Origin of the sequence: Pseudomonas sp. BAV 4579 (genome assembly GCF_009765395.1) — a bacterium.
In the GTDB taxonomy this organism is placed as follows: Bacteria; Pseudomonadota; Gammaproteobacteria; order Pseudomonadales; family Pseudomonadaceae; genus Chryseomonas; species Chryseomonas aestiva.
The window spans coordinates 1-14,580 of record NZ_WHOV01000048.1 but is presented as its reverse complement, the minus strand read 5'-3'; the positions used below and the strand labels follow the sequence as shown (position 1 = coordinate 14,580).

The window sequence follows — 14,580 nt, the reverse complement described above, 5'->3', positions numbered from 1 at the left end:
CTCTGGCCTGCATTGATCGCTGTTGGCGCGTCGACTTTTCAGACAAACCCTAGTAATTATGGCATCCCCTTCCCCCCAAACGCCCCTACCACAGTCCCCGTACTAAAACTCGCATCTTCCTCCGCCAGCGCCACATAGAGCCCCGCCAACTCCGCCGGCTGCCCTGCCCTTCCTAGCGGCGTGTCCTGGCCAAACTCCTTCATCTGCCCTTCCAACTGGCCACCCGCCACCTGCAGCGGTGTCCACACCGGACCCGGCGCCACGGCGTTGACGCGAATGCCCTTCTTGGCCAGTTGCTTGGCCATGCCCTTGGTGAGATTGAGGATGGCGGCCTTGGTCGAGGCGTAGTCGATCAGCTCTTCGCCGGGATCATAGGAATTCACCGAGACGGTATTGATGATGCTGGCGCCTGGCGGCAGGTGCGGGATGGCGGCCTTGCTGAAGCGGAAGACGTGATAGACGTTGGTCTTGAAGGTGCGGTCGAATTGCTCGTCGGTGATCTCGAGGATGTCCGCCTTGCTCTGCTGATAGGCCGCGTTGTTCACCAGCAGGTCCAGACCGCCAAGTTGCTGGATGGCCTTGTTCACAACGTCTTCGCAGGCCTCCTGGGTACGGATGTCGGCCGGCAGGGTGATGGCCGTGCGACCGGCTTCGGTGATCAGCTTGACTACATCCTGGGCATCGGATTCTTCGGAGGGGTGATAGTTGATGGCCACATCCGCTCCTTCCCGTGCAAAGGCAATGGCCACGGCGCGACCGATGCCGCTGTCGCCACCCGTGATGAGGGCTTTGCGTCCGGCCAGACGGCCCGAGCCGTGATAGCTGGTCTCGCCATGGTCCGGACGCGGCTCCATCTTGCTGGTCAGCGCCGGCCATTCCTGGCGCTGCTCCTTGAAGGGTTCGCGACTGTACTTGGTGCGCGGGTCCTGCAGCGGCCTGGCGGGACGCGTCGCGCTGGTGCCTTCCTGAGCGACGGCAGCGCCTGAAGCAGCGGCGGCGAGCCCGACGGCGGAGCCGACGAGTACGGTACGACGGGTAAGGGAATAATCGGTCATCGGGGCTCTCCGCATGGGCAGCTATCTATTGGCAGGATCAAGGGGTCGAAGCTGCGGCAAGGCTGGATCCGCGAAGGATTAGGTATGACGACTCGGGTAAAGGTTTCCCGAATGGACTCTGCCCTGACCGCTGACCTCTCCTCCCAAAAATCGCGTCACGCCGAGAAGCATTGGCGAATCGTGAAATCCGAGGCAGACAGCAGTGCGACACATCGCCACAGGCCGCCATACGCGCTCAACGACCAGGCTTGCACAGCAGATAACCGAAGACTTATCATTGAAAGCTTCGTGCCGGTGTAGCTCAGTTGGTAGAGCGGCGCATTCGTAATGCGAAGGTCGTAGGTTCGACTCCTATCTCCGGCACCATCCTTCCGCTTCGTCCCCTCCGTGTCTTTTCAAAGCCTTCAAGGCCTTAGCCGCCTTGGGCCGTGCCTTTCTGCGCCCTTCTCCGACCTGAACCTTGCCAGCCGCACAACCGTGGAAGCCCGATCAAACTGGCGACTCCCCAACCCTCGGCTACTCTTACCCAGCGCATGACAGTGCCTTACACCGCCTGATTTCGGCTTTCTTGACGGCCGGCAAGACCTGAACGGTGGCTGACCAAAGGGTCGAATATCCAGCCCCTCTGTGGCACCATACCGCGCTGCGAAATCCCGCAATTTCTGCAATCCATCAGTCTGCCGCACGGATGCCTGTCCGTTGCGGAGCATGAGGCTGGCGACAGGCACGTTGAGAGAATAACCACGATGAGCCGCTCTACTGAGGTCGTGAGATGAAACTAACGAAGTATCTAAAACCAACCGGTTGGCTTCTGGCCGGTGCCGCCGCGCTGCTGCTCAGCGGGTGCGACGCCGTGCTGCTGGATCCGAAAGGCTCCATCGGCGTGCAAGAACGCAACCTCATCTACACAGCGTTCGGCCTCATGCTGATCGTGGTGATCCCGGTCATCGTGATGACCTTCCTGTTCGCCTGGAAGTACCGCGCTACCAACAAGGAAGCCAAGTACACCCCGAACTGGGCTCACTCCTACAAGATCGAAGCCGTGGTCTGGCTGGTCCCCCTGGCCATCGTGGTGTTCCTGAGCATCCTGTCCTGGAAGACCTCCCACGAACTGGATCCCTTCAAGCCGCTCGATCATCCCGAGCAGCCGCTGGTGATCGAAGCGGTCTCGATGGACTGGAAATGGCTGTTCATCTATCCCGAGCAGGGCATCGCCTCGGTGAACGAGATCGCTATCCCGGTCAATCGTCCGGTGCAGTTCAAGATCACCTCCGAGTCGGTCATGAACACCCTGTCCATCCCGGCCCTGGGCGGCATGATCTATGCCATGTCCGGCATGCAGAGCCAGTTGCACCTGATCGCCGATCACCCCGGCGAGTTCGAGGGTCGCTCGGCCAACTACAGCGGTGCCGGCTTCTCCGACATGATCTTTACCGTGCTCGCGGTACCCACCGCCGGCGATTTCGACGCCTGGGTGAACAAGGTCAAGCAGTCGGGTGGCAAGACCCTGGACCAGGCGAGCTACACCGAGCTGGCCAAGCCCAGCGAGAAGCAGCCGATCGCCTACTACTCGACGGTCGAGCCGGATCTGTTCAGAACGGTCATCAAGAAGTTCATGAAGTCCGACTTCAGCAAGCAGACCGATCACGTGATGGACATGAGCCAGCACGGTGGTCAACACGGTACCGAGGAATAAGTTATGTTCGGTAAATTAACTCTGGCGGATATTCCGTATCACGAGCCGATCATTCTCGTGACGTTCGTTGTGGTCGCCCTGGGCGGCCTGGGACTCATCGGGGCGCTCAGCTATTTCGGCAAGTGGGGCTATCTCTGGAAAGAGTGGCTGACCACCGTCGACCACAAGAAGATCGGCGTGATGTACTTCATCGTCGCGCTGGTCATGCTGCTCCGTGGCTTCTCCGACGCCATCCTGATGCGTAGCCAGCAGGCTATCGCCTCTGGCGGCGCCGAGGGCTACCTGCCACCGCACCACTACGACCAGATCTTCACCGCCCACGGCGTGATCATGATCTTCTTCGTGGCGATGCCGTTCGTGGCCGGCCTGATGAACGTGGTGACACCGCTGCAGATCGGTGCCCGCGACGTGGCCTTCCCCTTCCTGAACTCGCTGAGCTTCTGGCTGTTCGTGGCCGGCGCCGTGCTGATCATGATGTCGCTGTTCGTGGGCGAATTCGCCGCGACCGGCTGGGTGGCCTATCCGCCGCTGTCAGGCATCAAGTACAGTCCAGGCGTAGGGATGGACTACTACATCTGGGCCCTTCAGCTTTCCGGTATCGGGACGACCCTGACCGGCGTCAACTTCTTCGTGACCGTGCTGAAGATGCGTACCAAGGGCATGACCCTGATGCGCATGCCGATCTTCACCTGGACCTCGTGGTGTACTGCCATTCTGATCATGGCGGCCTTCCCGATCCTGACCGTGACCCTGGCACTGCTGACCCTGGACCGTTACCTGGGCTTCCACTTCTTCACCGCGGAAGCCGGTGGCAACCAGATGATGTACACCAACCTGATCTGGGCCTGGGGCCATCCCGAGGTATACATCCTGATCCTGCCGGCCTTCGGCGTGTTCTCGGAAGTGACCTCCACCTTCAGCAAGAAGCGTCTGTTCGGCTATGTATCGATGGTCTGGGCGACGGTAGCCATTACCGTGCTGTCCTTCATCGTCTGGCTGCACCACTTCTTCACCATGGGTTCGGGCGGTAACGTCAACGCCTTCTTCGGCATCGCGACCATGATCATTGCGATCCCGACAGGGGTGAAGATCTTTACCTGGCTGTTCACCATGTACCAGGGTCGTATCCAGTTCACCTCGCCGATGCTCTGGACCCTGGGCTTCATCGTGACCTTCAGCATCGGCGGCATGACCGGCGTACTGCTGGCGGTACCGGGTGCGGACTTCGTGCTGCACAACAGCCTGTTCCTGATCGCCCACTTCCACAACGTCATCATCGGCGGCGCCGTCTTCGGCTACTTCGCCGGCATGATCTACTGGTTCCCGAAGGTGTTCGGCTTCAAGCTGAACGAGAAGCTGAACAAGCAGGCCTTCTGGTGCTGGCTGATCGGTTTCTATGTCGCCTTCATGCCGCTGTACATGCTGGGCTTCATGGGCATGACCCGTCGTCTGAACCACTACGACAACCCTGACTGGCACCCCTTCCTGGTGACCGCCGCCATTGGCGCCGGCATCATCGCCCTCGGCATCCTCAGCCAGCTGTGGATGTTCTACGTCAGTATCCGCGACCGCAATCTGCCGGAAAACGTGGACGTGACGGGCGATCCGTGGGATGGCCGTACCCTGGAGTGGTCGACCTCGTCGCCGCCGCCCTTCTACAACTTCGCTGAAGTGCCGGAAGTGCACGATATCGACGCCTACTGGGGCATGAAGGAAAAAGGCATCACCGAGAAGAAGGATGCGGACTACAAGAAGATCCACATGCCGCGCAACACCGCTGCCGGCATCGTGATCAGCTTCTTCGCCCTGATCCTCGGCTTCGCCCTGATCTGGCACATCTGGTGGCTGGCCATCGCCAGCTTCGTGGGTTGCATCGTCAGTGCGGTCGTCCGCAGCTATGACGACGATGTCGACTACTACGTACCGGCGGAAGAAGTGGCGCGAATCGAAACCGCGCGCATTCAGTCCCTGGCGAAATTCAAGCAGGCCTAATCCAATGGCGAATCAAGTTATGCATAATGAAGTCGCCCATGCCGAGGAGCATGGGCACCACGACGCCGGATCGATGAAGACATTCGGCTTCTGGTCCTACCTGATGACCGACTGCATTCTGTTCGGGACGCTGTTTGCGACCTATGCAGTCCTGAGCGGGGCCCATGCCGATGGCCCCTCCCAGAAGGACATCTTCGAACTGCCGTTCGTCCTGGTCGAAACCTTCCTGCTGCTGTTCTCCAGTATCACCTACGGCTTCGCCATGATTGCTCAGCACCATGGCAGCAAGGGTGGCGTTCTGGGCTGGCTGGCGGTCACCTGGCTGTTCGGTGCCGGCTTCATCGGCATGGAAGTCTATGAGTTCCATCACCTGATCGAAGAGGGCTACGGTCCGGATCGCAGTGCCTTCCTGTCGTCGTTCTTCGCGCTGGTCGGTACCCACGGTCTGCACGTGAGCTCGGGTCTGATCTGGATGATCGTGCTGATGCTGCAGGTCGCTTCCAAGGGCCTGACCACCACCAACGTGACCCGCCTGTCGTGCCTGAGCCTGTTCTGGCACTTCCTGGACATCATCTGGATCTTCGTCTTCACCATCGTCTATCTGATGGGGGTTCTGTAATGGCGCACGATCATAACGCCCACGGGCACACCGCCGAGAGCCATGGCACTTTCAAGAGCTACATGGTCGGCTTCATCCTGTCGGTCATCCTGACGGTCATTCCCTTCGGCCTGGTGATGTTCCCCACCTTCTCCAAGGGCGCGACCCTGGCGATCGTGGTGATCATGGCGGTGGTACAGCTGCTGGTGCACCTGTACTTCTTCCTGCACCTGAACACCTCCGAAGAGCAGCGTTGGAACGTGATCTCCTTTGGTTTCACCGTGGTCATCGTCGGTATCGTAGTCGTGGGATCCCTGTGGATCATGTACCACATGCACAACAACATGATGATCCACTGAACCGGGCCGACGTGATGATCAAGAAGTACCTTCTCGTGACGAAGCCGGGCATCATCTTCGGCAACCTGATCTCGGTTGCCGGCGGGTTCTTCCTGGCGTCCAAAGGGAGCATCGACCCGCTGTTGCTGCTGGCGACGGCGATCGGGGTGTCGTTGGTCATTGCTTCCGGCTGTGTGTTCAACAACGTGATCGATAGGGACATCGATCAGAAGATGGAAAGAACCTGCAATCGCGCCCTGGTCCAGGGCACGATCTCCTCGAAGGTGGCGCTGGCCTATGCCACCCTCCTCGGCCTGGCCGGGGTGGGGCTGCTGTACGGGGCGACCAATCTGGTCGCCACCGCCTTCGCAGTGATGGGCTTCGTGGTGTATGTAGGGCTCTACAGCCTCTGGCTGAAGCGCACCTCGGTATACGGCACCCTGGTCGGCAGCCTGTCCGGCGCCGCACCGCCGGTGATCGGCTACTGCGCCGCCAGCGGCCAGTTCGACAGTGGCGCTGCGGTACTGCTGCTGATCTTCTGCCTCTGGCAGATGCCGCACTCCTACGCCATCGCCATCTTCCGTCTCAAGGACTACACCGCGGCCTCGATTCCGGTACTGCCGGTGGCCAAGGGTATCGCGGTGACCAAGCGTCACATCGTCTGGTACACCGTGGCCTTCATGGCCGCCACCCTGCTGCTGACCGTGCTCGGCTATGCCGGCTACGTCTATCTGGCAGTGGCCGCCGTGATCGGTGGCTGGTGGCTGCGCCTGGCCTTCATGGGCTATCAGGCCGAGAACGACGTGCAATGGGCACGCAAGCTGTTCGGGTTCTCCATTATCGCCATCACCGCGCTGAGCGTCATGATGTCGGTGGACTTCCAGATCCCGGGCGACGTGCTGCTGACCTACGCGCGCTGAGACGTCCCGCTCCATGAAAAAGCCCGGCTTAGTGCCGGGCTTTTTCATGCCTGCGTGAAAGCTGCTGCCGCTAGTCCTGGTTGGTGATGACGCGCCAGGTCTGACGGCGGCTGACGGGCAGGTCACCCGGCAAGCCATTCGCCGCCTTGCCGTCACTGCCATAGATCGCCGTGTCCGCCAGGGTCCCTTCCATGCTGAAACTGCCATCACCATAGACGAAGGGCACGATCCCACCGAGCAGACCATCGAGCTGGATACGCCCATAGACCGTATCCGTCCCCAGATTGAACAGGCCACTGTTGTTGCCGCCGGTGTAGGGATCCAGGGCATAGAGGTAGGTGGTGACGCCGGCGGTACAGGCGTCGGTGCTGGGTGTCAGGGAGCTCATCAACAGGGTGCCGCTGAACAGCTGGGGTTTGTTGATCACCAGCTCGCCATTCAAGGGCAGATTCAGATACCAGCCCTGTTTGCCATTGGTCGCCGTATTGGCGTCATAGCTGACCGACGTCGTGGAAAGGGTGTTCGCCGTACTGCTGACGCTGGAACCGGCAGAACTGGTATAGCTGATGCGCTGATCGGCGCCCAGGGTCTGCTGCTGCAGACTGGCGATCGTCAGAACTGGAGTGCTGCTGGCCGCCGACCCATCGGTCTGGCGATCCCAGATGCCATAGAGGGTCATGGCCTTGCTGGTATTGGCCAGGGCGTCACTGGCCTCGAGATACTTGCCGGTACCAAAGAGCACCAGATGGCCCGTTCCACTCGGATGAGCCACGACCGCAGGACTGGCGGTGATCGGCTGGACCAGATTGCTGGTACCGGGCGCCAGGCTACTGGCCTGGGCGGTATAGAGGGGCCGCCCCCCGAAGGCGACACGGAGGTTGTCCGCTGCGGCCGTTGCGGTCAGGGAGGTACCGATCAGATCGAAGCGCCAAAGATTGCCGTGCAGGTCACCGGCATAGGCGTAGTCGGCGATCAGGTCGCCGTCGACATCGGCCACGAAGGGAGAACTCAGCCCATTGGGTGCCGCCACGTTATCGGTGGCGGGCAGCGCCTTGATCAGGCTGCCATCGGCCACGTTCATTACATAGAGCACGGCGTTGTCCTGGGCACTGTTGTAGCCATTGCTGACCACCACGCCCCAGCCGCCGGTATGCAACCGGGTAATGACGGGTTGGGCGTAGGTGAAGCCCAGGTCCTTGTAGCTGGCGTCGGCGTCAGACTTTTCCCAGAGCAGCACCGGGGCATTGGGATTGGTGATGTCCAGCGCAAAGATGCCCCGCCCTCCCCCGCGCAGCGTGCCAATCAGTACCGTGCGCCAGGCCCCGTTGAAATAGACGTCGCCCACCACCGGGGTGTTATCGACATAGGACTGATGCCCGCCGCCGTTGTAGCTGCGCTCGGTCAGCCGGTTGAGAGTGCCGATGACGGCGCTGGGAACGAAGGCATAGACCTCCTGCCCCTGGTCGTTGAAGGCATGCAGCATGCCGTCATTGGCACCCACATAGATACGCCGCTCACGGGCTGCATTGGTGGTGCGGAACGTCGCGTAGGAATTGTCGCCAACGGTCGCGTTCATCAGGGCGATGGGACTGTTGGGGCCGTCCACGACCACCGGTGAGGAATTCACGATGTCCCCGAGGATATGGCTGCGCGGGCGGAACGCCGGCGTAGCGCCGGGCGCCTCCTGGGCACGATCGCCACGTAGATAATCCACCCGGCGACTGCCATAGGTATCGGTGGTACCTCCGGAGGTCTTGTTGAGACTGAGTCGTTGATCGGTATTCAGATTCACCCAGGCGAAATCGGTCAAGGCGCCGCCCTTGGCCATATAGATCTTGCGAGTGCCGAAGCCGGTATTACCTGCAGCGTACTTGCCATCGAGTTGTTGAGCGGCGCTCCAGATCCGCGTCTGGGTAGTACCCGTGCGTTGGTACTTGATGACATCCCCACTCCAGTCGGCGCTGGAGAAAGACGGGGAATAGGTGAAGAGCGCGGTGGTATCCCCTACGCGGGTGGGGGATACGGTCTGGCTGGCGCCGACGCTGGTGGACTGAGTGATCCTCGTGACGACCTTGCCAAGGGAGGTGATCAGATCGCTGGCGTTTTCCGCACTGAAAAACTCGCCCCGCGAATTGATCGCCGCGTGCCAGAGGTCGTAGACGTTGTTCTGATTGACCGAGTTATCCGCACCCGCCACCGGCCAGGGCGTAGTGCCTGCGGCCAAGCCAGCGTAGCCACCGGCGAAGGTATCGCCATCCCAATCCGGATTGATCAGCGCACTGCTCAAGCCGATACCCACGTAGAACCCCGTGAGGTGCTGCCAGGTGGCCGGATCGTTACGCGGATTCCAGTAGGGCGAAAGCGTATTGGTGCCCCGAACCTCGCTGCTGGTCACGGTATTGTAGGGCGGTACCTTGTTGTCGAGCCCGGGTTGGGCATCGGTGCTCCAGTAGAGGAAGGCCAGATCTGCGAGAGTGCTGGAGGTGGCGTCTTGGAAGGGTGCCTGTGGTGAGTACTGCTGTCCGTCCGGGAGGGTGGCGGCAGAGCCGTCGGCGTTGCCAGAGGTAAAGGCCGAATTCCAGATCCCGTCCGTCACCACCAGACTATAGCTAGCGCGACAGCCATAGACCGGTGACTCGCTGTTACCTGGATCGTAGGCGTATGGGCTATTGCTCCCACTGGTCTTGAGCAGCTCGCCAATACGAGCAACCGCCTGGAGCAGCGGCGTGCTCTGGTTGTAATAGACATCACCGAGCCAGGTGAAGAAAGCCGCCCGGTGCGCACCAGCAAAGGGTCTCAGCCGATTGTCATAGGTCGTGGAACTGGAGTTGCTGATGCCGCGACAGTTGGCATTGGCCGTTACCAGGATGCAGCTGTCGCTGGTTCCCAGTGCCTGCCAGCCAAGCCGGAGATTTTCCGACGCATCCGCCAGGGCGAGGTTGGTCGAAGTTTGAGCCGCCAGGGCGCGACTGCGATAGAAGGAATACCAGTTGGCGAAGTTTTGCCGCTCATCCGTGCCGCCGGGGCCAGACGTGGCGCTGACGAAGACGCGACGGTAGCAGTCGTCGAGTTGAATGGAAGCCGGTGTACAGCCTGTGAGCGTAGTGTCGTAGAGATAGTAATAGGCCGGGGCGCCACTGACTTTATTGCCGATAGACGCCGTAACCGTATACGACAGCGATGAAATAACAATGCCCGTGATAAATCCGCTGTAGACGACATTGCGGCTACAGGTGACAGCGCTGTAGCGGGTATCAGCTATGGTTGCCGTACATCCCGAACTGGGAGTAAAAATATCCTGCACCAGAGACGGGTCCGAGATGGTGACGGAAACACCATTGATAATCTCGGTAAAACGTCTGGTGAACAGTAGATCGATGGCTGTAAGCCTGGTACTGACCGAACTAGTTCCCCGATAGCTATTGTCCGTGAAGTCCTGTGAAGGATTTTCTGCCAATACACTGGGACTGTCATTGCGTAGCCCTGGAGTGTCATAGGTCGTGCCGCGGGCCACATCGGGATTCGTCGTGATTAGATTGGGGTTGTAGCCCCAGCTTACCCGGTAGTCAGTTGCCAGATTGACGCTACCCAGGCCAGGTCGAAAGCCATTGACATAGGCGCTGGTGAAGCTGGTGGTCAAGCGGGTGCGCGTCAGTCCACCGGTATTGCTGTAGCTCACGGCGTAGGGCGCTGGATAGGTGATCGATGGGTTGTAGTAGAGACTATTGAAGGTCGCCGACTTAGCCCTGCGGGTTGGGCGGATGGCCTCGCTAATAGACGCATCCGGCACAACCGCCATCTGCATGCTGGTGGAGTTATCTAGGGTAACGAAAAGATTGGGACCGACACTGTTGGTCAGGAATAGCGGCTGCTGACTGAGATTCAAGGCGGCAGCCTGCACCGTCGGTGCGGCCAGGGTCAGCAGCAGGATCAGAGACCCGATGCCCGATGCAGCTCGACTCATGGCACCTCCAGGGCGACGACGCTCTGCAGAATCACCGGAAAGCGCCGGCCCCGGTCTTGGGCCACGGCGGTAATCCGAAACAGGTTGGTGGCTGGCGCCGAGACATCGACCGAGCTGCTGCCGATAGCTGTCACCACCCAACGGGGTGTCTGGACAAAGGAAGCGCTGCCATCGGAGCCGCGATAGGCAACGGTACGCGCCGTAGGGTCGGTCCCGCTCGCCTGAAGCGCCGCGGCTGCCCAGGTCTGGGTCAGGGCACCGGTATTGAGATCGCTCGCCTTGGTCAGGATGCACAGGTCGCCGGTTGGCGCCTTGGCGAAGGCACTGCGTACCGCTGGCACGCTTTCCGAACAACTGGCGAAGCCGGCACTGAAGGCCGTGAAGGACGGTTGCTGACTGAGGGCCATCAATCGCCGCTCACCTTCGCGTAGCGCCGCCTCCGCGGCATTGAAGGCCTGGGTGTTTTCCAGGGCGGCACCGCCACTGCGGGCCTGCAGCAAGGTCTGACGCATGCTGGAGGCGGCCAGCAGCGATAGCAGCAATAACATTACCAGGGCGATCAGCAAGGTCGCACCGCGCTGACTGACACTGACGGAAGTCATAGCGCAAGATTCCTGAGGGTGATGGTGCTCTGCAGGATCTGCATGGGTCGACTCGCGTCCGCGATCTGCAAGCCGGTCAGGGTCTGCCAATTGGCAGCCGTATTGCTGGCCACATCAATGGTCAGCGCCTCTGTGGTGCTGAGCAACGCCGCGTAGCGCACGGCCGGAGCATCCGCCTTGGGTGGAATGGACCAGCGGAAGTCCTGCAGCCCCTGCACCAGCACCGCACTGCCCTTGCGCGTCAGCGCGCCCCCGCGCTCGCTCCAGACGGTGCAGCTGAGGGTGCCACTGCCAGGGGTATTTCCTGCCGTATAGCGCAGCTTGAGCAGGACGTTGCCGCCCGCATTGAGATTCACTCGCAGGATGGGGTTGCCCAGGCAGTCCTGATCCTTGCTGTCCAGGGCGCCCTGATAGCGAATGCAGACGCCGGTGGGCGCGTTGGCGCTGTCCGTGGTCGCCGCGAAGGTGGCGCCGGCAGCGAAGGCAGGACAGCTGATGCCATCGGCATCCGCTACGGCACTGAGCGCCGGAAAAGCCGCCTGCAGGCTACTCTGATAACGGATCTCGGCGCGGAAGCCGGTCCGTGCCAATTGCCGGTCGAGCAGCTGCAAGGTCAGCTGGGCGTTGTTGCGATTGCCGGTCTGGCCCTGCTGGAAGAGAAAGCTGCGCTTGTTGTTGATATAGATCTGCGAGACGCCCAGCACCAGGAAGGTACCCACGGTCAGGGCGATCATCATCTCGATGAGGGAAAAGCCCCTCTGTCTGCGTGGCTTGAGGTCCATGGCCTACAGCTCCGAGCGCAGGGCGTAGTAGCAGACGCCCTTGGGGCAATTCAGCGAATCGTTGCTGACGTCCTGCCAGGCCACCACCACCATCACCGGCGCCACTGCATTGGTCTCGCAGGCCTTGAGCGGTGTGGTATTGCCAGAGGTATCGCTGGAGGGCAATGGCGGTACGCCGGACGCCGGACAGACCGCGAAACTGCTGGCGATCAGGGCGTCCGTCACCGGCAGCAAGGCTTTCACCTGATTCAACCAGCAACCCAGATCCTGACCCGCCACCGTTTCGCCACCCGCAGAGCGATCCCGGGTCAGGCAGGTCTTGCCGGCATCGAGGGCCTTGGTGCGAAAGTTGGTACCGGGCTGCTTGATGTAGGCGCCGTCGATCTTGACCTTGTCACTTGCCACCACCTGGTCACGATTGCTGCGCATCAGTTCGAGCAGCTCGTTGGCCAGCACCATGGCGTTGCTGCGCTGCACGGAGTCCTGGGAAAGCGCCACGCTGCGGGTCTGCAGGGCGACCATGCCCAGCACGCCGATGCAGATGATCACCAGACTGACCAGCACCTCGATCATGCTGAACCCACCTTTGTGGTGCTTCATCTAGCTGCACCCCACGGCACTTGGACGATTGGGTACATAGTCGGCCACGCTCAGCACCCCACCCTGGTTTAGGGTGAATTGCTTGCCCCGGGTAAGCGCATTGGTGGCGCAGACGCGGATGGTGGCTTCGCCGCTGAGTTTCAGACTGCCATTGGGTTGGAAAGTCAGACTGGTCAGAGGGGTACCTCCTACGGCTCCGGTTCCGTTGACGCCGTTGCCCAGCCCGCCGCTGTATTGGCGCAGGACTTCGGCATTGGGCAGCACCACCGTCTTGGCTGTAGTGATTCTCAGCGCGCCCATCCAGCCGTTGGCATCCTCTGGATCAGTAGTGACGACCACGTTCACGCCGCGACTCATGGCTTCACTGCGCGCGTAATAGAGCGCACGCTGCAACTCCCCGGCTGCCGCCTGGACGCGGTTGCTTTGCACCAGACTCGCGAACCCTGGCGCCGCCAGCGCCGTGACGATGCCCAGCAGCGCTATGACGACCAAGACCTCGATGAGCGTGAAACCCGAGAGGCGTTTCGACTGCATTCCCACCGCCTGAAAACCCGTTACTTCACCTGATAGTAGTAAGGGCTCAGGCAGCCGCTATGACCGGCTATCGCTTCTATTTGCGAGGGAAGTTACCTGGATCAAGGCGTTCGCCGGAGATGAGCGAAATAGAGCGTGGCAAGGTGAGTCGAGATGGCCAGCCGGAATACGGAAGCAGAAAGATTTCGGGATGACGCTCAGCCTGGCGCTGAGAAAATAATGTCCCGGAAACGCAAAAACCCTCCTTGCGGAGGGTTTCTGGTAAAAATGGTGGGTCGTGCAGGATTCGAACCTGCGACCAATTGGTTAAAAGATAACTGGTCGAAAGGTCTCAAACGCTTCGCGTCCGGACCCGGTAGAAAGGTACAGACAGTCGTAGCAGTGGCCTCTAATGAACCCATTAGAGGCTGCGAATTTGAAAACTACATCCAAGATTTCTGGCAAGGGCGGTACCGGAAAAACCACGTCGGTAGCCAACCTAGGCGCCTTCTGCGCCGATGCCGGGCTCCGTACCCTACTGATCGATCTGGACCCCGTCCAGCCTTCCCTCTCGTCCTACTACGACCTCGTCGAGCCCGCCCCCTGCGGCGTCTTCGAGCTGATCGCCAGCAACGAGACCTGCCTCGACCGCATTGTCTCCAAGACGAATATCCAGAACCTGTCGCTGATCTATTCCAACGATCCGCACAACCACCTGATCAACCTCCTCCTGCAGGCGCCGGATGGCCGGCTTCGTCTGGCTCATCTCAAGGACATCTTCCAGGACGACTTCGACCTGGTGCTGATCGATACGCAGGGCGCCCGTACCGTGCTCCTCGAGATGGTGATGCTGGCTTCGGACCTTGCCGTCTCCCCCCTCCCCCCTGAAATGCTGTCTGCCCGCGAATTCAATCGGGGCACTCTCCAGATGCTGGAGGGGCTTCGGCCCTACGCTCGCCTTGGACTGCCGATACCGCCTATCAAGGCCGTAGTGAACGGCCTTGATCTCACCTCTGACGCTCGTCAGCTGGATGCGACGATCCGCCAGACCTTCAGAGATCACCCCGACATCCAGGTCACTAGGACCATCATTCCTAAGGCAGTCGTCTACCGAGAGTCCGCGACTCGTGGCATCCCGGCACATCGCCTTGAATACCGCCAGCCTTCTGACCGCAAGGCCCCAGCGGCCCTACAGGTCATACGTGACCTCGCCATCGAACTCTTCCCTGAGTGGGCTGATCGCTTCACGGCCATGAATGAGTCGGTTGAACGTCTATTTCGATAACAGCATCCGCCTGCAGGATGGCTCCTATGAGGATCGCGGCGGTTTCTGGGCCAACGTCGAGCTCTGGCACCGCGACGCGGAGAGCTATAGCCGGCTGTACCAGAAAGGCATGCGCGTGTTGATCGAAGGCCGCGCGGTCCTGGATAGCTGGAAGGACGGCAACGGCGTCGAGCAAGCGGCGATGAAGGTCCAGGCCAACCGGATCGCGATCCTGCCGCAGCGGATCGAATCCATC

The 14,580-nt window shown here is 60.7% G+C and carries 12 protein-coding genes, 1 tRNA gene and 1 pseudogene; 8 read left to right on the top strand and 6 right to left on the bottom strand.

What is annotated here, in order from left to right:
- Nucleotides 1-56: 56 nt before the first annotated feature.
- Nucleotides 57-1,055 (bottom strand): SDR family oxidoreductase, encoded by a 999-nt coding sequence (locus tag GSQ95_RS11805; RefSeq protein ID WP_158973804.1) that lies wholly within the window; start codon nt 1,053-1,055, stop codon nt 57-59.
- Between the two features lie 290 nt (nt 1,056-1,345).
- Between GSQ95_RS11805 and GSQ95_RS11800 the strand changes: the two genes are divergently transcribed.
- The 6 genes from GSQ95_RS11800 to cyoE all read left to right on the top strand — a co-directional run bounded on the left by GSQ95_RS11800 (nt 1,346) and on the right by cyoE (nt 6,599).
- A tRNA-Thr gene (locus tag GSQ95_RS11800) sits at nt 1,346-1,421 on the top strand.
- 406 nt (nt 1,422-1,827) lie between these two features.
- Complete coding sequence (gene cyoA / locus GSQ95_RS11795; protein ID WP_158896246.1) at nt 1,828-2,751, top strand: ubiquinol oxidase subunit II; 924 nt, start codon at nt 1,828-1,830, stop codon at nt 2,749-2,751.
- A 3-nt stretch (nt 2,752-2,754) separates the two neighbouring features.
- Entirely contained in the window at nt 2,755-4,743 is a 1,989-nt protein-coding gene (cyoB, locus tag GSQ95_RS11790; RefSeq protein WP_158896248.1) for a cytochrome o ubiquinol oxidase subunit I, read from the top strand.
- 4 nt (nt 4,744-4,747) lie between these two features.
- Nucleotides 4,748-5,362, top strand: a complete 615-nt coding sequence (locus GSQ95_RS11785; protein WP_158896250.1) for a cytochrome o ubiquinol oxidase subunit III — start codon at nt 4,748-4,750, stop codon at nt 5,360-5,362.
- Entirely contained in the window at nt 5,362-5,700 is a 339-nt protein-coding gene (cyoD, locus tag GSQ95_RS11780) for a cytochrome o ubiquinol oxidase subunit IV (RefSeq protein ID WP_133861289.1), read from the top strand. Before GSQ95_RS11785 ends, cyoD begins: the two co-directional genes overlap by 1 nt.
- 11 nt (nt 5,701-5,711) lie before the next feature.
- A complete protein-coding gene (gene cyoE / locus GSQ95_RS11775; protein ID WP_256664558.1) occupies nt 5,712-6,599 on the top strand; it encodes a heme o synthase in 888 nt (295 codons plus the stop codon).
- Nucleotides 6,600-6,669: 70 nt separating this feature from the next.
- Here the strand turns inward: cyoE and GSQ95_RS26130 are convergent, their stop codons facing one another.
- From GSQ95_RS26130 to GSQ95_RS11750, 5 genes are read right to left on the bottom strand one after another with little or no spacing between them, the layout of a single operon-like run.
- A complete protein-coding gene (locus tag GSQ95_RS26130) occupies nt 6,670-10,563 on the bottom strand; it encodes a pilus assembly protein (protein ID WP_256664557.1) in 3,894 nt (1,297 codons plus the stop codon).
- Entirely contained in the window at nt 10,560-11,165 is a 606-nt protein-coding gene (locus GSQ95_RS11765) for a PilX N-terminal domain-containing pilus assembly protein (protein ID WP_158896254.1), read from the bottom strand. Before GSQ95_RS11765 ends, GSQ95_RS26130 begins: the two co-directional genes overlap by 4 nt.
- Nucleotides 11,162-11,947, bottom strand: coding sequence for a PilW family protein (locus GSQ95_RS11760; protein WP_158896256.1), 786 nt, complete (start codon nt 11,945-11,947; stop codon nt 11,162-11,164). Before GSQ95_RS11760 ends, GSQ95_RS11765 begins: the two co-directional genes overlap by 4 nt.
- Nucleotides 11,948-11,950: 3 nt before the next feature.
- On the bottom strand, nt 11,951-12,547 hold the full coding sequence (gene pilV / locus GSQ95_RS11755) for a type IV pilus modification protein PilV (protein WP_158896258.1): 597 nt from the start codon (nt 12,545-12,547) through the stop codon (nt 11,951-11,953).
- On the bottom strand, nt 12,548-13,081 hold the full coding sequence (locus tag GSQ95_RS11750; protein WP_158896260.1) for a GspH/FimT family pseudopilin: 534 nt from the start codon (nt 13,079-13,081) through the stop codon (nt 12,548-12,550).
- Between the two features lie 415 nt (nt 13,082-13,496).
- On the opposite strand from GSQ95_RS11750, the gene GSQ95_RS11745 reads away from it, so the two are divergent.
- Nucleotides 13,497-14,345 (top strand): ParA family protein, encoded by an 849-nt coding sequence (locus GSQ95_RS11745; protein ID WP_158896262.1) that lies wholly within the window; start codon nt 13,497-13,499, stop codon nt 14,343-14,345.
- A pseudogene (locus GSQ95_RS11740) lies at nt 14,323-14,580 on the top strand (single-stranded DNA-binding protein); the annotation flags it as partial. The gene GSQ95_RS11745 and the pseudogene GSQ95_RS11740, both read left to right, overlap by 23 nt.